The sequence below is a fragment of the Thioalkalivibrio nitratireducens DSM 14787 genome, from assembly GCF_000321415.2.
GTDB lineage: Bacteria > Pseudomonadota > Gammaproteobacteria > Ectothiorhodospirales > Ectothiorhodospiraceae > Thioalkalivibrio > Thioalkalivibrio nitratireducens.
Genome location: NC_019902.2, coordinates 2,684,231 through 2,706,793, shown reverse-complemented (window position 1 = coordinate 2,706,793; position 22,563 = coordinate 2,684,231). Strand labels below are relative to the sequence as shown.

Here is a 22,563-nt window from a genome sequence, read left to right as displayed (position 1 = left end):
CGGGAGTCGGCCGGGCTGTCGCTGCGCGCAGGCGTGGAGGAAAGTCCGGGCTCCGCAGGGCAGGACGCCAGGTAATCCCTGGGCGGCGCAAGCCGACGGAAAGTGCCACAGAAAAGATACCGCCGATGGGGCCGGTTCCGTCCGGTTCACAGGTAAGGGTGAAATGGTGCGGCAAGAGCGCACCGCGCGCCTGGCAACAGTGCGTGGCAGGGTAAACCCCGTCCGGAGCAAGGCCAAATAGGGGTGCGATGGTGTGGCCCGCACTGCACCCGGGTAGGCTGCTGGAGGCGCCTGGCGACAGGCGTCGCAGAGGAATGACAGCCCTCGACAGAACCCGGCTTACAGGCCGGCTCCCACTTTTCTCCACGGCGCGCCCGCGCCGCCTTCGGCGACGCGGGATGCTGGCGCCATTATTTCAAGTGTTCTCTTAACTAACCCGTCCAACATCCCGCTTTTCATGGCTTTTCCAGGGCTCTGCCCTGGTGTAAGCGAGTGCATGTAAGTATTTGTGAATCAACGCTTATTCTTTCGTCGGTGGTCGATTTTTTCCTTGACTCCCGCGGATTCGCGTACCTATAGTGTTTCGAAGTGGGGCGTGGTGGGGATCAGTGGGGCCCCGTCGAGGCACAACATGTTCCGAGGGCTCAGCCAACTCAGTCTGGACGCCAAGGGGCGCATCGCGGTCCCGGCGCGCTATCGCGAGGCGCTGGTGGAGCGGTGTCAGGGCCGGATGGTGGTCACCGTAGACCGGGACGGGTGCCTGCTGCTGTACCCGGCGCCCGACTGGGAGCGCATCGAACAGACCCTGATGTCCCGGCCGAACATGAACCCGCAGGTCCGGCGCCTGCAGCGGCTGCTGGTCGGACACGCTACCGAATGCGAGCTCGATGGCCAGGGCCGCCTGCTGGTCCCGCCGCCGCTGCGCGAGTTCGCCGGACTGGAGAAGCGGGTGATGCTGGTCGGTCAGGGGAGCAAGTTCGAAATCTGGGATGAGGACACCTGGTCCCGCAATCGCGAACTCTGGTTCGGGGAGGATGCGGATGGCTCACTCAGTGACGCGCTCGAATCCATCGCTCTGTAGCCACCATGGAGACTTCGCTGCATACGCCCGTACTGCTCGCACCGGCGGTACGGGGCCTCGCGATTCGTCCGGCGGGCCGGTACGTGGACGGCACTTTCGGCCGTGGCGGCCACAGCCGTGCCATCCTCGACGCGCTCGACCCGCAGGGGCGGCTGCTGGCGATGGACCGCGATCCGGCGGCCGCGCAGGCGGCGGCCGCTCTGGAGCAGGATCCGCGCTTCGCGTTCCGTCAGGGGTGTTTTTCGAGCATGGCTGATCGGGTCCGGCAACACTGGCCCGGGGACGGCCGGGTCGATGGCGTGCTGCTGGACCTCGGGGTCTCATCGCCGCAGCTCGGTGCGCCGGAGCGGGGCTTCAGCTTCCAGCAGGACGGCCCGCTGGACATGCGCATGGATCCCGGTGCAGGAATTCCCGCGTCGGAATGGCTGAATCGGGCGCCGGAACAGGCGATCGCCGACGTGATCTACCGCTACGGCGAGGAACGCTTCTCCCGGCGCATCGCCCGTGCGATCGTCGCGGCCCGGCAGGTCGAGCCGCTGACGCGCACCCGGCAGCTCGCCGAACTGGTGCGGCGTGCGGTGCCGCGGGTCGAACCGGGCCGGCATCCGGCTACGCGGACTTTCCAGGCGCTGCGGATTCACGTGAACGATGAGCTCGCCGAACTGCGAACCTGGCTGGAAACCGTCCCCGGGATACTGAGGGCGAGTGCCCGGCTGGTCGTGATCAGTTTCCATTCCCTGGAGGATCGCCTGGTCAAAAGAGCTTTCCAGGGGCGTTCGGACCGGCCCCGCCTTCCGCGCGGCCTCCCGGTGGCCGCAGAACCCCGTCCTGCGCCGTTCCGGATCATCGGCAAGGCGCTGCGCGCGGACGCCGACGAGTGTCGGCGGAATCCCCGGGCCCGGTCGGCCGTGCTGCGCATCGCCGAGTACCAGCCATGAGCCGGGTACTGATCCTGCAGATCGTGCTGGCCGCGCTGGTGTTTGCATCGGCGGTCGGGGTCGTGGTCGCCCGGCACGAGGCGCGTCAAGTGTTCATCGAGCATCAGGCGGCGCTGTCCGAGCGCGACGCGCTGAACCTGGAATGGACCCAGCTGCAGCTGGAGCAGGCCACCTGGGCCACCCAGGCACGGATCGAGACCGCGGCGCGGGAACGCCTGGGTATGATCAAGCCGGGTGCGGAACACATCGTCTATGTCGGGGAAGTCTCGTGGGCGCGCTGAAGCGGCAGGTCAGCCACCTGCGGTTGAAGGTCGTGGCGGCGGGCCTGCTGGTCGTCGTCGCGGTCCTGGTGCTGCGTGCGCTGGATCTCCAGGTGCTCAATCGCGACTTTCTCCAGGGTCAGGGCGAGGCCCGGCAGGTCCGTACCGTGGTGGAGCCGGCGCACCGCGGGCTGATCACCGACCGTCACGGCGAGCCGCTCGCGATCTCCGGCCCAGTGGAGACTGCCTGGGCGCACCCGGGCGAATTGTGGGCCGACGCGGAACGGCTGCCGGAGCTGGCACGCGTGCTCGGCCTCGACCCGGCGGCGCTGCGCAACCGCGTGGAGTCCCGGGCCGACCGGGAGTTCATCTATCTCCGGCGCCACCTCCCACCGGAACAGGCGCACCAGGTCGCTGCTCTGCAGCTCCCGGGGGTCGCGCTGATGCGCGAGTTCCGGCGCTACTACCCGCACGGTGAAACCGTCGCGCACATCGTCGGTTTCACCAACATCGACGAGGAAGGACAGGAGGGGATGGAACTGGCCTTCGACGGCTGGCTGTCGGGGCAGCCCGGCGCCAAGCGGGTGCTCAGGGACCGCCATGGACGGAGCATCCGGGACGTGGCGAGTATCCGTCCGGCCCGGGATGGTAAGGATCTGCGCCTGACGATCGACCAGCGCCTGCAGTATCTCGCCTACCGGGAACTCAAGGCGGCGGTGCAGGCCCACAACGCGCGTGGCGGCTCGGCGGTGCTGGTCGATGCCCGCTCCGGCGACATTCTCGCGCTGGTCAACCAGCCAGGGTTCAATCCCAACAACCGCTCGCAGATGGACCTGAGCCAGACCCGCAACCGGGCCGCGACCGACAGCTTCGAACCGGGGTCGGTGATCAAGCCGTTCACCGTGGCCGCGGCCCTGGAGACGGGGACCGTGAGCCCCGACGTGGTGCTGGACACGACCCCCGGTACGATGCGGGTCGGGCGGCACACGGTGCGCGACATCCGCAACTTCGGGCGCATCGACCTGGCGACGCTGATCTCGCGCTCTTCCAACGTGGGTTCGACCCGGCTCGCCCTGGAAACGCCGCCTGGTGACTTCTGGCGGATGCTGCACCAGGCAGGGTTCGGCCAGTCGCTGGGCACGGGACTGCCCGGCGAGGTCACCGGGCTGCTACGGGACTACCCGACCTGGCGCCGGGTGGAAGTCGCGACGCTCGGGTATGGCTACGGGCTCTCGGTGACTCCGATGCACCTTGTGGCCGCGTACACCGCGTTCGCGAACGATGGCGACCGGGTGCCGCTGCGGCTGGTCGAGACCGCCGGGGACCTGCGCCAGCCGGAGCGCGTGATGCGCGCCGACACTGCCCGCGCGGTGTTGGCGATGATGGAACGCGTGACCGGGAGCGAGGGCACTGCGCGCCAGGCCGCGATTCCCGGCTACCGGGTGGCCGGGAAGACCGGCACCAGCCGCAAGGCCGTCGCCGGCGGCTACTCCGCCGATACGTATGTCTCGGCGTTCGTGGGCCTGGCGCCGGTGTCGGATCCGCGTTTCGTGATGGCCGTGGTCGTCGACGAACCCGACGCCGGCGTCTATTACGGGGGCGCGGTGGCGGCCCCGGTCTTTGCGCGGGTGGTCGAGGCGGCACTGCGCCTGTTCCACGTGGCCCCGGACAACCTGTCCGAACCGCCGCTGCGGATGGCTCTCGAGCGCGGGGGGCCGCGGTCGTGAATGCGCACCAGAGCCCGATGCCGCTGCATCGCCTGCTGCCGGACCGGGAGGGGTTGCCCGATGTCGCGGTCCACGACTTGAGCCAGCGCAGCCAGGTGCTGAGTCCCGGTGCCGCCTTCGTGGCCCTGCGCGGAACCCGGGCGCACGGTCTGGCCTGGGCGCCGGACGCCCTGAAGCGGGGTGCGGCGGTCGTGCTCTGGGACGAGGATGGCACGGTCCCCGCCGGAGACCCGCGCTACGTCCACGTGCCCGGGTTGCGGCGCCGTCTTCCCGAAATTGCGGAGCGGCTTTTCGGGGCCTGGCCTGCCGACCGGCCGCTGGTCGCGATCACCGGTACCGACGGCAAGACCTCGGTCAGCCACCAGGTCGCGGTCGCACTCAGCGGTCTGGGGCTGCGCTGCGCGGTGATCGGGACGCTGGGAGTCGGTGCCCCGGGCGCGCTGGCGCCGACCGGCCTGACGACGCCGGACGTGCTGGAGCTGCACCGGCACCTGGCGGAGCTGGCGCGGGAGGGATTCGCCGCGGTGGCGCTGGAGGCGTCGTCGCACGCGCTGGAGCAGGGCCGGCTGGACGGGCTGCGTCCGACGGTGGCGGTGCTGACCCAGCTGGGGCGCGATCATCTCGACTACCACGGGTCGCTGTCGGCCTATGCCGATGCCAAGGCCCGCCTGTTCCGGATGCCCGGCCTGCAGGCACTGGTGCTGAACGTTGACGACGATTTCGGGCGTCGATTGCACCGTGAGCATTGCGGCGGCGACGGGGCCCTCGAGTGCTGGACCTACGGCCTGCGCGGCGAACAGCAACCCGGGGAACGTCATGTTCTTGCACGCGATCTGCGCGCCACCGAGCGGGGTCTGGAGTTCGAGGCGGTAATCGGTGCGCGCAGCGGGCGGGTGGCCGTGCCGCTGTTTGGGGTTTTCCAGGCCTCCAACCTGCTGGCCACGCTGGGGACGCTGCTGGCCTTGGGGCATCCGGCCGAGCGGGCGCTGGCCGCGCTGGCGGGAACCCGGGGGGTGCCGGGCCGGATGGAGCGCTTCGCACGGGCGAACGGGGCGGCACTGGTCGTCGACTACGCTCACACCCCGTCGGCGCTGGAGGCTGCGCTGAACGCACTGCGACCGCATGCGCAGCGGCGGATCTGGGTCGTGTTCGGCTGCGGCGGCAACCGTGACCCCGGCAAGCGCCCGGCGATGGGCGAAGTCGCGAGCCGGCTCGCCGACGTGGTGATCGTGACCGACGACAACCCGCGCGACGAGCCGCCGGAGGTGATCCGCCGGGCGGTCCTGGATGGGTGCAGTGGCCCCGCGCGGACCCTCGAGATCGGCGACCGCGCCGAGGCGATCCGGACGGCCGCGGCCGAGGCCGATCCCGGAGACGTCGTGCTGATCGCTGGTAAAGGCCACGAAACGGTGCAGATCATCGCCGGGCGGGAGTATCCGTTTAGCGACCGGGAACTGGCCGCGGCACTGGCGGCCCGGGCCCCAGGGCCGGAGGGGAACGCATGATCGCGCTGACCGCAGCGGAGCTGGCCGGTGCGGTGGCCGGCCGCCTGCACGGAGACGGGGAGCGATCGTTCCGCGGCGTCAGCCGCGATTCGCGCGCCTCGTGGCCGGAAGCGCTGTTCGTGGCCCTGCGCGGGGAACGTTTCGACGGCCACGATTTCGTGCGGCCGGAACTGGAGGCCGCGGTCCTGCTGGTCGAGCGCCCGCTGGATGACCCCCGCCCGCAGGTCGTGGTCGACGACACCACCGGCGCCCTGGCACGCCTGGGCGTGTACTGGCGTACACGCTGCACCGCACGCGTGGTGGCTCTGACCGGATCCAACGGCAAGACCACGACCAAGGAAATGCTGCGGTCGATCCTCTCCGGGGTCGGGTCGGTGCATGCGACCGAGGGCAATCTGAACAACCATATCGGGGTGCCGCTGACGTTGTTGGCGATGCCGCGGTCGGTCGACTATGCGGTGATCGAGATGGGCGCCAACCACGCCGGCGAGATCGCGTTCCTGACCCGCCTGGCACGCCCGGAAGTCGCGCTGATCACCAATGCAGGCCGGGCCCACCTGGACGGTTTCGGGAGCCTCGAGGGGGTGGCGCGCGCGAAGGCCGAGATCTACGCGGGACTGCCCGCGCAAGGCGGCACCGCGGTGATCAACCTCGACGACCGTTTCGCGGGTGACTGGCTGGCGCTGAACCGGGATCGGCCCCGCCTGGGCTTCTCGCTGCAGGGCCGGGGCGAGATCCAGGGCGTCTGGAAGCCGCCCGCAGGGCTGGTCCTGAAGGTGAGTGGCGCAGAGCGCGAATTGCTGCTGGCAGCGCCGGGCCGGCACGTCGCACAGAACGCGCTGGCGGCCGCTGCTGCGGCTGCCGCGCTGGGCTGCGAAATCGACGCGATCGCCCGCGGGCTCCAGGCCTGGCGGCCGGTAGCCGGGCGTCTGCGCGCCTTCCGGCATCTGTCCGGAGCCGTGATCTGGGACGACACCTACAACGCGAACCCGGACAGCCTGGCGGCGGCGCTGGAGGTGCTCGCGGGGCACCCGGGCACGCGCGTGCTGGTGCTCGGCGACATGAACGAACTGGGCAGCGAGGCTCGCAGCCTGCATGCCGAGATGGGCCGCCGGGCCCGCGAGCTCGGAATACACCGGCTGCTCGCGTCGGGCGGCTTGACGCCGGCGGCGGTCGAAGCCTTCGGCAGCGGCGCGCGCTGGTTTGCCTCGAACGTCGAACTCGCCACCGCCCTGGTGGAACTGCTGGGAACCGATGCCGCAGTACTGATCAAGGGTTCGCGGGACCAGCACATGGAGGACATCCTCACGGGCCTGGATCTCCGGCCGGCAGGGGCAACGGGGGAGGTGGCCGATGCTGCTGGCGCTCGCTGAATTCCTGTCCCAGTACCACCGCGGATTCACGGTCTTCCAGTACCTGACCCTGCGGTCGATCCTGGGTGTGGTCACTGCCCTGATCATCGCGCTGGTGGTCGGCCCGGCGATGATCCGACGGCTCACGGTCCAGAAGATCGGGCAGCAGATCCGCGCCGACGGCCCGGAATCGCATCTGTCCAAGGCTGGTACCCCGACGATGGGCGGTGCGCTGATCCTCGTGGCGGTGACGGTGGCGACCCTGCTCTGGAGCGACCTCGGCAACCGCTTCGTCTGGATCGTGCTGCTGACGACACTGGCATTCGGCGCCGTCGGGGGCTGGGACGACTACCTGAAGCTGCGCTACGGCAACAGCCGCGGGCTGAGCGCCCGGTCCAAGCTGGCCTGGCAGAGCCTGTTCGCGGTGATCGCGGGGGCGGTGATCCTGGTGACTGCACAGTCACCGGTGGAGACCACGTTTTATGTCCCGGTGTTCAAGGACGTGGCGATCCACCTGGGCTGGTGGCTGTTCATCCCGCTGGTCTGGCTGGTGGTGGTCGGCGCCTCGAACGCGGTCAATCTGACCGACGGCCTCGACGGCCTGGCCATCATGCCCGCAGTGTTGGTGGCCGGAGCCCTCGGGGTCTTTGCCTACGCCGCCGGGCATGCCGTGTTCGCGGATTACCTCGGGATCCCGGCGGTGCCCGGTGTCGGCGAACTCGTCGTTTTCTCGGCGGCCCTGGTCGGGGCCGGTCTGGGCTTTCTCTGGTTCAACGCGTATCCCGCACAGGTGTTCATGGGGGACGTCGGTGCGCTCGCGCTCGGGGCTGCGCTGGGCATGCTGGCCATCCTGACCCGGCAGGAACTGGTGCTGTTGGTCATGGGAGGGATCTTCGTGATCGAGACCGTCTCGGTGATCCTGCAGGTCGCGTCGTACAAGCTCACAGGCCGGCGCATGTTCCGCATGGCGCCGATCCATCATCACTTCGAACTCAAGGGCTGGCCCGAACCGCGCGTGATCGTGCGGTTCTGGATCCTGACCGTGGTGTTCGTGCTGATCGGTCTCGCGACCCTGAAGATCCGATGATGCCCACCGACCTCCATTCACAGCGGGACATCCTGGTTGTCGGCCTGGGCGCGACCGGCCTGTCCGTCGCCCGCTACCTGGCCGATCGGGATCAGACCTTCGAGGTCACCGACACGCGTCCGGCCCCGCCGGGACTGGACCAGCTGCAGCGGGTCTCGGGCGGGCGCGGCCGCTGGGCCGGTCCGCTGGATTCGGTCGACACCGTGTCGCGGCGCCGCATCGTGGTTTCGCCGGGCGTGCCGCTGGCCCGGCCCGAACTGCAGCGGGCGGCTGCCGCGGGGGTCGAGATCGTCGGCGACGTCGAACTCTTCCTGCGCGACGCGAGCCACCCCGTGGTCGGGATTACCGGATCCAACGGCAAGAGCACCGTGGCCGCGCTAACCGTGGAACTGCTGCGGGCTCTGGGACACCGTGTGGCTATTGGCGGAAATTTCGGTCCCCCGGCGCTGGACCTGCTGGCACAGGACGCGAGGCTCTACGTGCTGGAGCTCTCGAGTTTCCAACTGGAGACGGTCCGCAGCCCGGGGCTGGCAAGCGCCGCGATCTTGAACATCAGCGCGGACCATCTGGACCGGTATCCGGACATGGATGCGTATATCGCCGCGAAGACCCGGATCCTCGGGGGCGCCGCTCACGCGGTGCTGAACCGCGACGATCCGGTGCTGCAGGGGCTTGCCACGGCTCGGGAAAGCGTCTCTTTCGGACTCGGCCGGCCGCCGGGGCCTGCGGACTTTGGTATCGTCGAGGCCGCCTCCGGCACCTGGCTGGCTCGCGGCTCGACCCCGCTGATCGCGACCGCCGAGCTGGCGTTGCGAGGCCGGCACAACTGGCTCAACGCCTTGGCCGCACTGGCATTGGCGTGGCCCTGGGTCACGCGCACCGAGCCGCTACTGCCCGTACTGCGGGGCTTCACCGGCCTGCCGCACCGTTCGCAGCGGGTGGGGCGCCATGCCGGGGTCGATTATGTCGACGATTCCAAGGGCACGAACGTGGGCGCGACGCTGGCCGCGATCCGCGGCGTGGCAGGTCCGCTGATCCTGATCGCCGGCGGCCAGGGCAAGGGCCAGGACTTCGCGCCGCTGGCCGAGGCGCTGGCCGGCAAAGCGCGCGGCGTGCTGCTGTTCGGCATCGATGCCTCGCGGATCGAGCAGGCACTGGGTGGTGCGGTGCCCGTGCGCCGCGTCGGCACGATGCAGGAAGCGGTGGCCGCTGCCGCCGGATGGGCCCGGCCGGGGGATACGGTGCTGCTGTCCCCGGCCTGCGCCAGCCTCGACATGTTCGCGAACTACGCCGAGCGCGGCGAGTGCTTCGCACAGGCGGTACGGGGACTCACCTCATGATGCCGCCGATCTCCCTCGCGGGCCTGCGGATCACGCGCCTCGGTACGGGTATCGACCTGCCGATGTTGCTGGCCGCAGCGCTGCTGCTGGGTCTGGGCCTGGTGATGGTGGCCTCCGCCTCGATCGACCTGGCCGACCGCCACTACGGCAACCCCTACCATTTCTTCCACCGCCAGCTGCTGTTCGCGGGCATCGGGTTGGCGGCCGCACTGTTCTTCTGGAGCGTCCCGCTGCGGCGCTGGGAGAGCGCGGGCCCGCTGCTGCTGTTACTGATCATGGTCCTGCTGATCGTGGTGCTGTTGCCGGGGGTCGGGCGCACCGTGAACGGAGCCACGCGCTGGATCCCGCTCGGCGTGTTCAATCTGCAAGTCTCGGAGCCGGTGAAGCTGCTGGTCGTGCTGTACCTGTCCGGGTATATCGTCCGGCACTACTCGACGCTGTGCCTGCATTTCCGCGGTTTCGTGCGCCCGCTGATCGTGCTCGGTCTTGGGACCGTGCTGCTGTTGCTGCAGCCGGATTTCGGCGGTGCGGCGATCATGCTGGCGATCGGGATGGGCATGCTGTTCCTCGCGGGAGCGAGACTCTGGCAGTTCATTATGCTGGGCGCGACGATCGTCGCCGCGATGGGCGTGATGGCAGTCGCCACGCCGTACCGGATGGCGCGCCTGACCGCGTTCCTGGACCCTTGGCAGGATCCGTTCGCGACCGGCTTCCAGTTGACCCAGTCGCTGATCGCGATCGGCTCGGGATCCTGGTTCGGCGCCGGCCTCGGCGGGAGCGTGCAGAAACTGTTCTATCTGCCCGAGGCGCACAACGACTTCCTGTTCGCCGTGTTCGCCGAGGAGTTCGGTTTCGTCGGTGTCGCCGTGTTGGTCGCGCTGTTCGCGCTGCTGGTCTGGCGCTGTTTCGTAATCGGGCTGCTCGCGGAACGCGGAGGCCATGCGTTCGGTTCCCACGTTGCGTTCGGGGTCGGGATCTGGATCGGTCTGCAGGCCGCGGTCAATCTCGGCGTGAACATGGGGCTGCTGCCGACCAAGGGGCTGACGCTGCCGTTCCTGAGTTATGGGGGAAGTTCGCTGATCGTGACGCTCGCGGCCGTCGGCCTGGTGTTGCGGGTGTACCGGGAGGCGCAGGTGCCGATCCCCAGGACGCGGAGGCGGTGCGGATGAACGCGAGCGCTCCACAGGTGCTGGTGATGGCAGGGGGTACCGGCGGGCATGTGTTCCCGGGGCTCGCGTTGGCCACCGCGCTGCGGGAACGGGGCTGGCGCGTGTCCTGGCTCGGCACCGCCCGCGGGATCGAGGCGAACCTGGTGCCGCAGGCGGGATTCGAACTGCACACGCTGCCGATCGCGGGGCTCCGCGGCAAAGGCCTCGCGGGCCGTCTGCTCGCGCCGTGGCGCCTCGGCATCTCGCTGTGGGCGGCGCTGGTGCTGATGCTGCGCCTGCGTCCGCAGGTGGTCGTGGGTTTCGGCGGTTTCGCCAGCGGCCCCGGGGGCTTGATGGCGGCAGCGCTCGGGCGGCCGCTGCTGGTCCACGAGCAGAACGCGGTTGCCGGCATGACCAACCGCTGGCTCGCCCGGGTCGCGGATGGGGTTTTCGCCGGCTTCCCGGATACCTTCCCGGAAAAGGTCGCCGCGCACACTGTGGGCAACCCTGTGCGCCGGGCGATCGTGGAACTCGCGTCGCCGCAGCAGCGCTGGGCGGGCCGCTCGGGTCCGCTGCGGGTGTTGGTGCTCGGCGGCAGTCTCGGGGCCCGGACCCTGAACCGCGTGGTGCCGGCGGCGCTGGCGCTGCTGCCGCAGGCGGCGCGCCCGCAGGTGCGCCACCAGGCCGGGGAGCGGACGCTGGACGAGGCGCTGGCCGGATACCACGGCGCGGCGGTGGAGGCCGAAGTGACCGCGTTCATCGAGGACATGGCGCAGGCCTATGGCTGGGCCGATCTCGTGATCTGCCGTGCCGGTGCACTGACGGTAGCCGAGGTCGCGGCGGCCGGTGTGCCCGCGGTGTTCGTGCCCTACCCGCACGCGGTGGATGACCACCAGACTGCGAATGCCGCGTACCTGGTTGCCGCAGGCGCAGCCTGGTGCCTGGCCGATGCCGACCTGACCCCGGAGCTGCTGGCGGACCGCCTGCGGGGCCTGGGGCGCGAAGAACTGCTGGAGCGGGCCGTGAAGGCCCGCGGATCCGCCCGGACGGACGCGACCGAGCGCCTGGTCGATGCCTGTCGGGAGATGGCCCGGAAAACGACCCGGAGGGCAACGCGATGACCGCACCCCTGACCCCGCAGCAGGCGATGCGCCGCATCCGCCGGATCCACTGTGTCGGCATCGGCGGTTCGGGCATGGGCGGCATCGCCGAGGTGCTGCACCAGCTCGGATACCGGATCTCGGGTTCCGACCTCCAGGAATCCGGCATGACCCGCCGGCTCGCGGGTCTCGGGATCCCGATCACCCGTGCACACCTGGCGTCGAACGTGGCCGATGCCGATGTGCTGGTCGTGTCCAGCGCCATCGACCCGACGAACGCCGAGGTGCGCGCCGCCCGCGAGCGCGGGATCCCGGTGGTCCGGCGCGCGGAGATGCTGGCGGAGCTGATGCGGTTCCGCTTCGGGATCGCGGTTGCCGGCACGCATGGCAAGACCACGACCACCAGCCTGATTGCGAGCATCCTCGGGGAAGCCGGGCTGGATCCGACCTTCGTGATCGGGGGGCGGCTGAACAGCACGGCCAGCCATTCCAGCCTGGGACAGGGGGCCTATCTGGTGGCGGAGGCCGACGAGAGCGATGCCTCTTTCCTGCACCTGCAGCCGATGATCAGCGTCGTGACGAATATCGACGCCGATCACCTGGCGACCTACCAGGGCGACTTCGACCGGCTGCGCGCGACCTTCCTCGAGTTCCTGCATCACCTGCCGTTCTATGGCCTCGCGGTGCTGTGTACCGACGACTCCGAGGTGCGGTCGCTGCTCGACCGGCTGGAGCGGCCGCGGCTGACCTACGGCATCGACGGTCCGGCAGACGTGCGTGCGGGGAATCTCCGACAGACGGGGATCCGGACCCATTTCGAGCTGTGCCTGCCGGAGCAGACCGCGTTTCCGGTCACGCTGAACCTGCCGGGGCGGCACAACGTGCTGAACGCGCTTGCCGCGGCCGCGGTCGCGCACGAACTCGAGGTGCCGCCGGATGCGCTGCAGCGCGCGCTGGAAGGCTTCGAGGGGATCGGCCGGCGGTTCCAGGTGCAGGACTGCAGGCTTCCGGGCGGCAGCGTAACGCTGGTCGACGATTACGGACACCATCCCCGCGAGATCGCGGCCACGCTGGAGGCGGCCCGTGCCGCATGGCCGAACCGGCGCATCCTGCTGGTGTTCCAGCCGCATCGTTACACGCGGACCCGGGATCTGTTCGAGGATTTTGCGGAGGTCTTGTCCGGCCCGGACGGGCTGGTGCTGCTGGAAGTCTACCGCGCGGGGGAGACGCCGCTCCCGAGCGCGGACGGGCGCAGCCTGGCCCGGGCGATCCGGCTGCGCGGGCAGGTCGAGCCGGTGTTCGTCGAGTCGGTCGAGGATGTCGCTGGCGTTCTTCGCGGGATGCTGGAGGTCGACGACGTGGTGATCACCCAGGGGGCCGGTGACATTGGCCAGTTGGCCGCGCAACTTCCGGGACTGCTCGGTGCGGAGGATACATGCTGAGCCACCTCGCCCATCTGCGCGTACGCGGGCGGCTGGAACGGGACGTCCCGTTGGCCCCGCTGACCTCCTGGCGGGTCGGCGGACCGGCCGACTGGCTGTTCGAGCCGGAGGATGCGGACGATCTCGCCCATTTCCTGGCCTCGGTTCCCGAGACGTTGCCGCGGACGGTCCTGGGGCTGGGCAGCAACGTGCTGATTCGGGACGGCGGCGTCGACGGCGTGGTGATCCACTTCGCGGGAACGCTGAACCAGCGCCGGCGCCTGGACGATGAACGCGTCGAGCTGGGGGCGGGGCTGGCCGCGGCGCAGGCGGCCCGCTTCTGTGCCGCCGAGGGACTGACCGGCGCGGAGTTCCTGGCCGGCATTCCGGGCACCGTAGGCGGGGCGCTGGCGATGAATGCCGGCGCCTGGGGCGGTGAGATCTGGCCGCTGGTGGAATGGGCGGAGGCCATCGACTGCCGGGGGCTGCGCCATATGCGCACGCCGGCGGACTACGAGATCGCCTATCGCAGCGTTCGTGGCTGCGAAGGCGAGTTCTTCGTGCGCGCGGTGCTTCGGCTGCAACCCGGCGACACCGACGCCGCGCGCGAGCGGATCCAGGCACTGCTTCGGGAGCGCGCGGAGCGGCAGCCGCTCGGGCTGCCGTCCTGCGGCTCGGTGTTCCGCAACCCGCAGGGGGCACACGCGGCAGCACTGATCGAGCAGGCGGGCCTGAAGGGCTTGCGCCGTGGTGGCGCCGAGGTTTCGCGCAAGCACGCCAATTTCATCACCCATGACGGCTCGGCCACCGCGGCCGACATCGAGTGGCTGATCGACGAAGTGCGGACACGGGTCGAGGCACGGTTCGGCGTCCGCCTGGACCCGGAAGTGCGGATCCTGGGACGCAAGGAGATGCAGGTATGACGCAAACGGCGAAACGCGCGGCCCGCTACGGGCGGGTGGCGGTTCTGATGGGGGGCTGGTCGGACGAGCGCGAGATTTCGCTGGGCAGCGGTCAGGCGGTACTCCAGGCGCTGCTGCGCCAGGGCGTCGATGCGACACCGATCGACCTGACCGTGGAACGAGCCCGCAGCCTGGACCTGCTCGGGTACGACCGCGCATTCATTGCACTGCACGGTACCGGTGGCGAGGACGGCACGATCCAGGGCTGCCTGGACATCGCCGGAGTGCCCTACACCGGTTCCGGAGTACTCGGATCCGCGCTGGGGATGGACAAGCTGGCCTGCAAGCGGCTCTGGGGGGGAACCAATCTGCCCAGCGCACCGTACCGGCTGCTGTCCGCCGACTCCGACCCGGAAGCGGTGGCCGATGCCCTGGGGCTCCCGCTGATCGTGAAGCCCTCGCGCGGCGGCTCCAGCCTGGGCCTGAGCCGGGTGCAGTCCACGGTCGAATTGCAGGCTGCCTACGACGAGGCCCGCCGGCATCCCGGCGCGGTGTTCGCGGAACAGTGGATCGTCGGCCGGGAGTTCACGGTGGCGATTGTCGCGAACGAGCCGCTGCCGGTGATCCAGATCGAGACACCCGGGAACTTCTACGACTATCACGCGAAGTACGAGGCGGATACGACGCGCTATCGCTGCCCGCCGCCGCTGGACTCGGCTGCGCTGATCGAACTGCAGACGCTCGCGCTCAGCGCGTTTGCGGCGATCGACGGCGACGGTTGGGGCCGGGTCGACCTGCTGCAGGACGTTCATGGCGAGAACTACCTGATCGAGGTCAACACCGTCCCCGGCATGACCGACCACAGCCTGGTCCCGAAGGCCGCTGCGCAGGCCGGAATCGGCTTCGACGAACTGTGCCTGCGCATCCTGGATACCAGTTTTCGCGCCGAGGGGGCCGATTGATGCGCCATCGCCGTCGTCGGGTCCGGCCTTCGTGGCTGCAGCGCGCGCGTCCGGCGTTCCGGGCCGGAACGCGGCTCGTGGCCGGAATGGCGCTTGCGGGCGTGCTGGTGCTGGGTGTTGCTGCGCTGGCGCAGGTGGACCTGGACCGTCTCCAGCAGTTGCACCGGGTCGAACTGCGCGGTGAGCCGAGGCATGTCGATCTGGCCCAGATCGAGGCGGTGCTGACGGCGCATCCGCGCGGTTTCCTGGCCCTGGATCTCGACGCGGTGCGCGGTGACCTGCTCGCGCTCCCCTGGGTGGAGTCGGTGCGGCTGCGCAAGCGCTGGCCCGACACTCTGGAAGTCCATGTGGCGGAACCGCTGCCGGTCGCGCGCTGGGGTGCCGACCGGCTGGTTGACCGGCATGGCGAGATTTTCGGCCCGGTCGACCTTGACGAGTGGCGGTTTCTGCCCGCGCTCGAGGGCGAGACGGGTCGGCAGGTCAGCCTGATGCACCGCTATCTCGCGGCCGCGGCACGGCTGGCCGATGCCGAACTCGAGGTGTCCGGCGTGCGCGAGAGTGCACGCAGGGCGTGGACGATTCAATTGGAAGGAGGAGGCGAAGTGCTGATGGGGCGGGATGATGATCTGGCGCGCCTGGACCAGCTGGTTGCGCTGATACCGATCCTGCGCGAGCGCAATCCCGAGCCGCTGGCCCGGGTGGATCTGCGGTACCCGCGCGGGGTCGCGGTCGCCTGGCAGGTGCCACCGGCGGCCGGCGCAACGGAGACGGTGATCCGATGAGACGCAAGACGGGGCGCAACGTGATGGCCAGGAAGTCGGAACAGGGCCTGATCGTGGGGCTGGACATCGGCACCTCGAAGATCGAGGCGGTCGTCGGCGAGGCCAACGAGGAAGGCGTGATCGAGATCATCGGGATCGGGTCTTCGCCTTCGCACGGACTGAAAAAAGGGGTGGTGGTCAACATCGAGTCGACGGTGCAGTCGATCCAGAGAGCGGTCGAGGAGGCCGAGCTGATGGCCGGCTGCGAGATCCACTCGGTGTACACCGGCATCGCCGGAAGCCACATCAAGAGCTACAACTCGACCGGTGTCGTCGCGATCCGCGTGCAGGAGGTCAGCGCGGGGGACGTCGAGCGGGTGATCGACGCCGCGCGCGCGATCGCCATTCCGGCGGACCAGCGCATCCTGCATGTGCTGCCGCAGGAGTACATCATCGACGGCCAGGAGGGCATTCGCGATCCCATCGGCATGTCCGGGGTGCGCCTGGAGGCGCGCGTGCACCTGGTTACCGGCGCGGTATCGGCGGCCCAGAACGCGGTGAAGTGCATCGAGCGCTGCGGGCTTCGCGTCGACGACGTCATCCTGGAACAGCTGGCGTCGAGCTATGCGGTGCTGACCGACGACGAGAAGGATCTCGGCGTGTGTCTGGTCGACGTCGGGGGCGGGACGACCGATATCGCGGTGTTCGCCAACGGCGCAATCGCGCATACCGCGGTGATTCCGATTGCCGGCGACCAGGTCACCAACGACATCGCGGTGGCACTGCGCACGCCGACGCAGTACGCCGAGGAAATCAAGATCAAGTACGCCTGTGCGCTGCGCCAGCTCGCCGATCCGGGCGAGACGATCGAGGTTCCGGGCGTCGGCGATCGCGCGGCCCGCCGGCTTTCCCGGCAGACGCTCGCATCGGTGGTCGAACCGCGCTACGAGGAGTTGCTGCAGCTGGTCCAGGCGGAACTGCGCCGGTCGGGATCGGAGGAGCTGATTGCCGCCGGGGTGGTGCTGACCGGAGGTTCCTCGCGCATGGAGGGTGTCGTGGATCTCGCCGAAGAAGTGTTTCACATGCCGGTGCGGCTCGGGATGCCCCACAGCGTCAGCGGCCTGATCGACGTGGTGCGCAATCCCGTTCATTCCACCGGTGTCGGCCTGTTGCTGTATGCGCAGCAGGCCCGGTTGGAGCAGGAAATCCGCCCGCCGGGTGCCGGCCTTCCCGGCGTCTGGGCGCGGGTGAAAAACTGGTTTTCGGGGCATTTCTGACCCGGGGGGAGGCCGGTCGGCCCGCTCGCCGACCGGGTAGTTGCACGCTGATGCCAATATGCAACAGGAGGACACAACCATGACGTTCGAACTGATGGATACCTTTACCCAAAGCGCGACGATCAAGGTCATCGGAGTCGGTGGAGGGGGCGGCAATGCCGTCCAGCACATGGTCTATTCCCAGCTCGAGGGTGTCGACTTCATCTGCGCAAACACCGATGCGCAGGCGCTGAAGAGCCTGGGTGCGAAAACACTGCTGCAACTGGGCAGCGACATTACCAAGGGACTGGGCGCCGGGGCCGACCCGGCGGTCGGACGCGAGGCGGCGCTGGAGGACCGGGAACGGGTTCAGGAACTGCTGCAGGGCGCGGACATGGTCTTCATCACCGCAGGCATGGGGGGCGGCACCGGAACCGGGGCGGCCCCGGTAGTCGCGCAGCTCGCGAAGGAGATGGGGATTCTGACCGTCGCGGTCGTCACCAAGCCTTTCCCGTTCGAGGGCAAGAAGCGCATGCAGGTGGCCATGTCCGGGATCAAGGCGCTGACCGAGCAGGTCGACTCGTTGATCACGATCCCGAACGAGAAACTCCTCTCGGTGCTGGGCAAGAACACCAGCCTGCTGGACGCGTTCAAGGCCGCGAACGACGTGCTGTTCGGTGCGGTCCAGGGGATCTCCGAACTGATCACACGCCCGGGCCTGATCAACGTCGACTTCGCCGACGTGCGCAACGTGATGCGCGAGATGGGCATGGCGATGATGGGGACCGGTGCCGGACATGGCGAGGATCGCGCCCGCCAGGCGGCCGAAGCCGCGATCGCGAGTCCGCTGCTCGAGGACATCGACATCTCCGGGGCGCGCGGCATCCTGGTCAACGTGACCGGAGGACTCGACGTCGGCATCGGCGAGTTCGAGGAAGTCGGCGAGGCGGTCAAGATGCTCGCATCCGAGGATGCAACCGTCGTCGTCGGTACCGTGATCGATCCCGAGATGCAGGACGAACTGCGGGTGACCCTGGTCGCAACCGGTCTGGGCAGCCCGGTCAAGCCCGTGCAGCAGGAGCGGCCCAACGTGCGGGTCGTCGATGCACCGCCACGGCGTGTCGTGGGTTCGGATCTGGAGAGCCTGGAGCGTCCCACGGCGCTGCGCCGCGGCGAGACCGAGGCAGTCGACTACGCGGGCCAGACCGGGATCGACGTGCTGGATATCCCGGCGTTTCTGCGCAAGCAGGCCGATTGACAGGGGTGGCCGATCATACCCATGGATCGGGGTCGTCTATGCAGGGTGAGCGGATTCCTGCAATAATGCCGTCATCGTTGTGTGCAGGCCTGGGTCCGGAACGCATCCGGGCCCAGGCGCCGGCCCCTGCCCTGGAGTGATCGAGCGTTGGTCAGACAGAGAACGCTGAAGAACAGCATTCGCGCGACGGGCGTCGGCCTGCACACCGGTGAAAAGGTCACCCTGACCCTGCGCCCCGCGGCCGCCAACACCGGCGTCGTCTTCCACCGTACGGACCTCGACCCTCCGGTCTCGATTCAGGCCACCGCCGAAAACGTGGGCGACACGCGCCTGTCCACCACGCTGGTGAGTGGCGATACCCGGGTTTCCACCGTGGAACACCTGCTGTCCGCCGTGGCCGGGCTCGGGATCGACAACCTGCACGTCGACGTGAGCGCCCCCGAGGTGCCGATCATGGACGGCAGCGCGGGTCCGTTCGTGTTCCTGCTCCAGTCCGCAGGTTTGCAGGAGCAGGATGCGCCGAAGAAGTTCATCCGCATCCACCGCTCGGTCGAGCTCCATGATGGTGACAAGTGGGTACGGTTCGATCCCTACGAGGGGTTCAAGGTCGGCTTCTGCATCGATTTCGAGCACCCGATGTTCACCAGCGGCAGCCAGCGAGCCGAGCTCGATTTCTCCTCCACTTCGTTCGTGCGCGAGGTGTCCCGCGCCCGTACGTTTGGCTTCATGCGCGACATCGAGGCGCTGCGGGCCAACCAGCTCGCGCTGGGCGGAAGCCTGGACAACGCGATCGTGCTGGACGACTTCAAGATCCTGAATGAGGACGGGCTCCGCTACGAGAACGAGCTCGTGAAGCACAAGATTCTGGATGTCGTGGGCGATCTCTATCTGTTGGGACACAGCCTGATCGGGGCCTTTACCGGACACAAGTCGGGCCATGCATTGAACAACCAGCTGATCCGGCGCCTGAAGCGGGATCGGGATGCCTGGGAACTGGTGACCTTCGAGGACGATTCCCAGCCCCTGCCGATCTCGTTCGGGCAGCTCACCCAGACCCTGACCGGTTAGTCCGCGTCCCTGCACGCGCCAGCCTGCGCAGCGCTTCGGCGAGTCGCGGATCCGCGATCCCGGCGGCAGCGCTCTGGAGTGCCTGACGTGCGGCGGCCGGGATGACCCGGTCAACCGAGCCGGACTCCCGGGGCGCCGCAGCAGCCTGGAACTGCGTCCCGGAGAACACGACACGCACCGCGCCGATCGCGGGCCGCCCGGCGGCCGCGAGGGTCTTGCGGATGTCACGCTGCAGGAAGCGCAGTTCGGTCGCGGTGCCGCGGTCCCGGCAGGCCAGAATCAGGGTGTCCTCGTTCAGGCTCACGCGGACCAGCCCGCGTGACAGCTGCGCTCCGAGCAGGCCCGCGAGATCCCGTTCCAGCCCGGCATCGGTCTGTGACCGCCGGCTCCAGGCGGGATGGATGTACCGGGCGAGCGGCCGGGGAGCCGACCGGCGTTCACGAGGCTCTTCCGGGTTGCCGTGCATGGGCATTTCCGCCTCCGGGACATGGGGTTGGGCCGCGACCGGTCCCGCGTGCGCGCGCCGGCGCGTCCGGCGGGCAGTCGATCCCAGGATGGTTTATCCTATCCAGCTTTCACTGCATTGTCCCGCGGGTTCTCATGGTCAACAGTTTCGTACGCAAACTCTTCGGCAGTCGCAACGACCGCATCATCAAGCGCTACCAGAAAGTGGCGCAGAGGGTCAATGCATTGGGCGAGGAAACCGAGCGGCTTTCCGATGCCGAGCTGCAGGCGAAGGCGGACGCGTTCCGTTCGCGCCTGGGGCAGGGCGAGACGCTCGAGACCCTGTTACCGGAGGCCTTCGCGGTCTGCCGTGCGGTCAGCGAGCGAGTGCTCGGTATGCGTCACTTCGACGTGCAGCTGATCGGCGGGATGGTGCTCAACGATGGCCGGATTGCCGAGATGCGCACCGGCGAGGGCAAGACCCTCGTGGCGACGCTGACCGCGTACCTCAACGCGCTGTCGGGGGAGGGCGTGCACGTGATCACGGTCAACGACTACCTGGCCCGGCGGGACGCGGTCTGGATGGGCAAGCTCTACCATGCGCTGGGGCTGTCGGTGGGCGTGATCAACAGCTCCGGCGGTCAGGGCGTCGATGCGTCGTCGTACCGCTACGATCCCGAGTATCAGCCGGAAGGTGAGGGGTTCCCGCGCTTGCGTCCGGCGACCCGCAGGGAGGCCTACGCCGCCGACGTCACCTATGGCACCAACAACGAGTTCGGCTTCGACTATCTGCGCGACAACATGGCCTTCCGCGCCGAAGATCGTGTGCAGCGGGCGCTGAACTACGCGATCGTCGACGAGGTCGACTCGATCCTGATCGACGAGGCGCGCACCCCGCTGATCATCTCGGGCCCGAGCGGCGACAGCTCGGAGATGTACGTGCGCATGAACGGGATCGTTCCGGAACTGACGTCCCAGGAGGACGAGGAGTCCGAGGGCGACTACTTCGTCGACGAGAAGGCGAAGCAGGTGTTCCTGAGCGAAGATGGCCAGGAGAAGGCCGAGCAACTGCTGCACGATGCCGGCCTGCTCGAACCCGGCCAGAGCCTGTACGATGCCGCGAGCATCCCGGTGCTGCACCATCTCAATGCCGCGCTGCGTGCGCACGCGCTCTTCAAGCGTGACGTCCAGTACCTGGTGCGCGACGGTAAGATCATGATCATCGATGAATTCACCGGTCGCACCATGCCGGGCCGGCGCTGGTCCGAGGGCCTGCACCAGGCGATCGAGGCCAAGGAAGGCGTGCCGATCCAGCAGGAGAACCAGACGCTGGCGTCGATCACGTTCCAGAACTACTTCCGGCTCTACGACAAGCTCAGCGGGATGACCGGCACCGCCGATACCGAGGCCTACGAGTTCCAGACCATTTACGGGCTCGAGGTCGTCGTGATCCCCGGCAACAAGCCGCTGAACCGCGACGACATGCAGGATCTCGTCTATCTGACGCAGGACGAGAAGTACGACGCGATCATCAAGGAACTGAAGTGGTGTATCGAACGTGACCAGCCGATCCTGGTTGGCACCGCATCGGTAGAGGCCTCCGAGCGCCTCGCGAGCGCGTTGAAGAAGACCGGGATCCACTTCGAGGTGCTGAACGCGAAGCAGCATGAGCGCGAGGCGCATATCATCGCCCAGGCCGGCCGTCCCCGGGCGGTGACCATCGCGACCAACATGGCCGGCCGCGGCACCGATATCGTGCTCGGCGGCAGCCTCGACGCGGAGCTCGAGGGCCTCGGCGACAACCCCGACCCGGCCGAGGCCGAACGGGCGAAGGCCGAGTGGCAGAAGCGCCACGATGCGGTGGTCGCTGCGGGCGGACTGCATATCATCGGTTCCGAGCGGCACGAGTCGCGGCGCATCGACAACCAGCTGCGCGGCCGTTCCGGGCGCCAGGGCGATCCGGGTTCGAGCCGTTTCTTCCTGTCGCTCGAAGACAACCTGATGCGCATCTTCGCCTCCGAGCGGGTGCGCGGCCTGATGCAGCGTCTGGGGATGCAGAAGGGCGAAGCGATCGAAAACGCCTGGGTGAGTCGGGCGATCGAGAATGCACAGCGCAAGGTCGAGGCACACAACTTCGACATCCGCAAGCAGCTGCTGGAGTACGACGACGTCGCCAACGACCAGCGCCGCGTGATCTACGAGCAGCGCGCGGAGCTGCTGACCAGCGAGGATATTTCCGAAACCATCGATGCCCTGCTGCAGGACGTGGTCAACACGGCCATCAGCCAGCACCTGCCCCCGGGCAGTGTCGAGGACGAATGGGACATCGCGGCGCTGACGACCGCGCTGAACTCCGAGTTCGGTCTGGATCTGCCGATTCAGGAGTGGCTGGATGCCGAGAAGGATCTGCACGAGGAGCCACTGCGCGAGCGCATCATCGACAAGGCCCGCGCGGTGCTCGAGGAGAAGCGCGCGGCGCTCGGCGACGACATGATGAAGCGGCTGCAGCGCGACGTGATGCTGCAGGTGCTGGACAGCCAGTGGAAGGAACACCTGGCGTCGATGGATTATCTGCGTCAGGGCATCGGCCTGCGCGGATATGCCCAGCGCAACCCGAAGCAGGAGTACAAGCGCGAAGCGTTCGCGATGTTCGAGGCCCTGCTGGAGCGGATCAAGCACGATGTGATCAAGTTGCTGCTGCGGGTTCAGCTGCGCTCCGAGAGCGCGGCCGAGGAGTTCGGCCGGCGTTTCGCGCGCGCACCCGAAGGTGTGCAGTTCCGGCACGAGGATCCGGGCAGCCCACTGCAGGGGCCGCAGGGTCAGCCCAGGGGGGACGCGGCCGATTCCGCGCAGCCGTTCCGCCGCGAAGGCCCGAAGCTCGGGCGCAACGACCCCTGCTGGTGCGGATCGGGCAAGAAATTCAAGCATTGCCACGGGCGCCTGAACTGAGGTC

19 protein-coding genes and 1 other RNA gene are annotated in these 22,563 nt (G+C 68.6%); 19 read left to right on the top strand and 1 reads right to left on the bottom strand.

Features of this window, described 5'->3' with window-relative positions; translation table 11 throughout:
* The first annotated feature begins 2 nt into the window (after positions 1-2).
* The 18 genes from rnpB to lpxC all read left to right on the top strand — a co-directional run bounded on the left by rnpB (position 3) and on the right by lpxC (position 19,166).
* Positions 3-358, top strand: an RNA gene (gene rnpB / locus TVNIR_RS18335) — RNase P RNA component class A.
* A 273-nt stretch (positions 359-631) separates the two neighbouring features.
* Entirely contained in the window at positions 632-1,081 is a 450-nt protein-coding gene (mraZ, locus tag TVNIR_RS12350) for a division/cell wall cluster transcriptional repressor MraZ (RefSeq protein WP_015259365.1), read from the top strand.
* Between the two features lie 5 nt (positions 1,082-1,086).
* A complete protein-coding gene (rsmH, locus tag TVNIR_RS12345) occupies positions 1,087-2,019 on the top strand; it encodes a 16S rRNA (cytosine(1402)-N(4))-methyltransferase RsmH (protein WP_015259364.1) in 933 nt (310 codons plus the stop codon).
* Positions 2,016-2,300 (top strand): cell division protein FtsL, encoded by a 285-nt coding sequence (gene ftsL, locus TVNIR_RS12340; protein WP_015259363.1) that lies wholly within the window; start codon positions 2,016-2,018, stop codon positions 2,298-2,300. The genes rsmH and ftsL overlap by 4 nt, the downstream gene beginning before the upstream one ends.
* Entirely contained in the window at positions 2,288-4,006 is a 1,719-nt protein-coding gene (locus TVNIR_RS12335; protein ID WP_015259362.1) for a peptidoglycan D,D-transpeptidase FtsI family protein, read from the top strand. The genes ftsL and TVNIR_RS12335 overlap by 13 nt, the downstream gene beginning before the upstream one ends.
* A gap of 17 nt (positions 4,007-4,023) precedes the next feature.
* Positions 4,024-5,511 (top strand): UDP-N-acetylmuramoyl-L-alanyl-D-glutamate--2,6-diaminopimelate ligase, encoded by a 1,488-nt coding sequence (locus TVNIR_RS12330; RefSeq protein ID WP_015259361.1) that lies wholly within the window; start codon positions 4,024-4,026, stop codon positions 5,509-5,511.
* Positions 5,508-6,884 (top strand): UDP-N-acetylmuramoyl-tripeptide--D-alanyl-D-alanine ligase, encoded by a 1,377-nt coding sequence (locus tag TVNIR_RS12325; RefSeq protein ID WP_015259360.1) that lies wholly within the window; start codon positions 5,508-5,510, stop codon positions 6,882-6,884. Before TVNIR_RS12330 ends, TVNIR_RS12325 begins: the two co-directional genes overlap by 4 nt.
* Entirely contained in the window at positions 6,865-7,950 is a 1,086-nt protein-coding gene (mraY, locus tag TVNIR_RS12320; RefSeq protein ID WP_015259359.1) for a phospho-N-acetylmuramoyl-pentapeptide-transferase, read from the top strand. The genes TVNIR_RS12325 and mraY overlap by 20 nt, the downstream gene beginning before the upstream one ends.
* Entirely contained in the window at positions 7,947-9,290 is a 1,344-nt protein-coding gene (murD, locus tag TVNIR_RS12315; RefSeq protein ID WP_015259358.1) for a UDP-N-acetylmuramoyl-L-alanine--D-glutamate ligase, read from the top strand. Before mraY ends, murD begins: the two co-directional genes overlap by 4 nt.
* On the top strand, positions 9,287-10,459 hold the full coding sequence (ftsW, locus tag TVNIR_RS12310; protein WP_015259357.1) for a putative lipid II flippase FtsW: 1,173 nt from the start codon (positions 9,287-9,289) through the stop codon (positions 10,457-10,459). Before murD ends, ftsW begins: the two co-directional genes overlap by 4 nt.
* Entirely contained in the window at positions 10,456-11,559 is a 1,104-nt protein-coding gene (gene murG, locus TVNIR_RS12305; RefSeq protein WP_015259356.1) for an undecaprenyldiphospho-muramoylpentapeptide beta-N-acetylglucosaminyltransferase, read from the top strand. The genes ftsW and murG overlap by 4 nt, the downstream gene beginning before the upstream one ends.
* Positions 11,556-12,980, top strand: a complete 1,425-nt coding sequence (murC, locus tag TVNIR_RS12300; protein WP_015259355.1) for a UDP-N-acetylmuramate--L-alanine ligase — start codon at positions 11,556-11,558, stop codon at positions 12,978-12,980. Before murG ends, murC begins: the two co-directional genes overlap by 4 nt.
* Complete coding sequence (gene murB, locus TVNIR_RS12295) at positions 12,974-13,882, top strand: UDP-N-acetylmuramate dehydrogenase (protein WP_015259354.1); 909 nt, start codon at positions 12,974-12,976, stop codon at positions 13,880-13,882. Before murC ends, murB begins: the two co-directional genes overlap by 7 nt.
* The gene (locus TVNIR_RS12290) at positions 13,879-14,823 is read left to right on the top strand and encodes a D-alanine--D-alanine ligase (RefSeq protein WP_015259353.1); all 945 of its coding nucleotides are present in this window, start codon (positions 13,879-13,881) and stop codon (positions 14,821-14,823) included. Before murB ends, TVNIR_RS12290 begins: the two co-directional genes overlap by 4 nt.
* Before the next feature lie 86 nt (positions 14,824-14,909).
* Positions 14,910-15,605: a cell division protein FtsQ/DivIB gene (locus tag TVNIR_RS12285; RefSeq protein ID WP_043740630.1), complete on the top strand. Its 696-nt coding sequence runs from the start codon at positions 14,910-14,912 to the stop codon at positions 15,603-15,605.
* Positions 15,606-15,625: 20 nt separating this feature from the next.
* Positions 15,626-16,861: a cell division protein FtsA gene (ftsA, locus tag TVNIR_RS12280; protein WP_043740628.1), complete on the top strand. Its 1,236-nt coding sequence runs from the start codon at positions 15,626-15,628 to the stop codon at positions 16,859-16,861.
* A 79-nt stretch (positions 16,862-16,940) separates the two neighbouring features.
* A complete protein-coding gene (gene ftsZ, locus TVNIR_RS12275; protein WP_015259350.1) occupies positions 16,941-18,098 on the top strand; it encodes a cell division protein FtsZ in 1,158 nt (385 codons plus the stop codon).
* Between the two features lie 165 nt (positions 18,099-18,263).
* Entirely contained in the window at positions 18,264-19,166 is a 903-nt protein-coding gene (gene lpxC / locus TVNIR_RS12270) for a UDP-3-O-acyl-N-acetylglucosamine deacetylase (RefSeq protein ID WP_257720618.1), read from the top strand.
* Here lpxC and TVNIR_RS12265 read toward each other — a convergent pair.
* The gene (locus TVNIR_RS12265; protein ID WP_237251635.1) at positions 19,144-19,638 is read right to left on the bottom strand and encodes a DciA family protein; all 495 of its coding nucleotides are present in this window, start codon (positions 19,636-19,638) and stop codon (positions 19,144-19,146) included. The genes lpxC and TVNIR_RS12265 overlap by 23 nt on opposite strands.
* 128 nt (positions 19,639-19,766) lie before the next feature.
* Here TVNIR_RS12265 and secA point away from each other — a divergent pair, with 128 nt between their 5' ends.
* On the top strand, positions 19,767-22,559 hold the full coding sequence (gene secA / locus TVNIR_RS12260; RefSeq protein WP_015259347.1) for a preprotein translocase subunit SecA: 2,793 nt from the start codon (positions 19,767-19,769) through the stop codon (positions 22,557-22,559).
* The last annotated feature ends 4 nt before the right edge of the window (positions 22,560-22,563 follow it).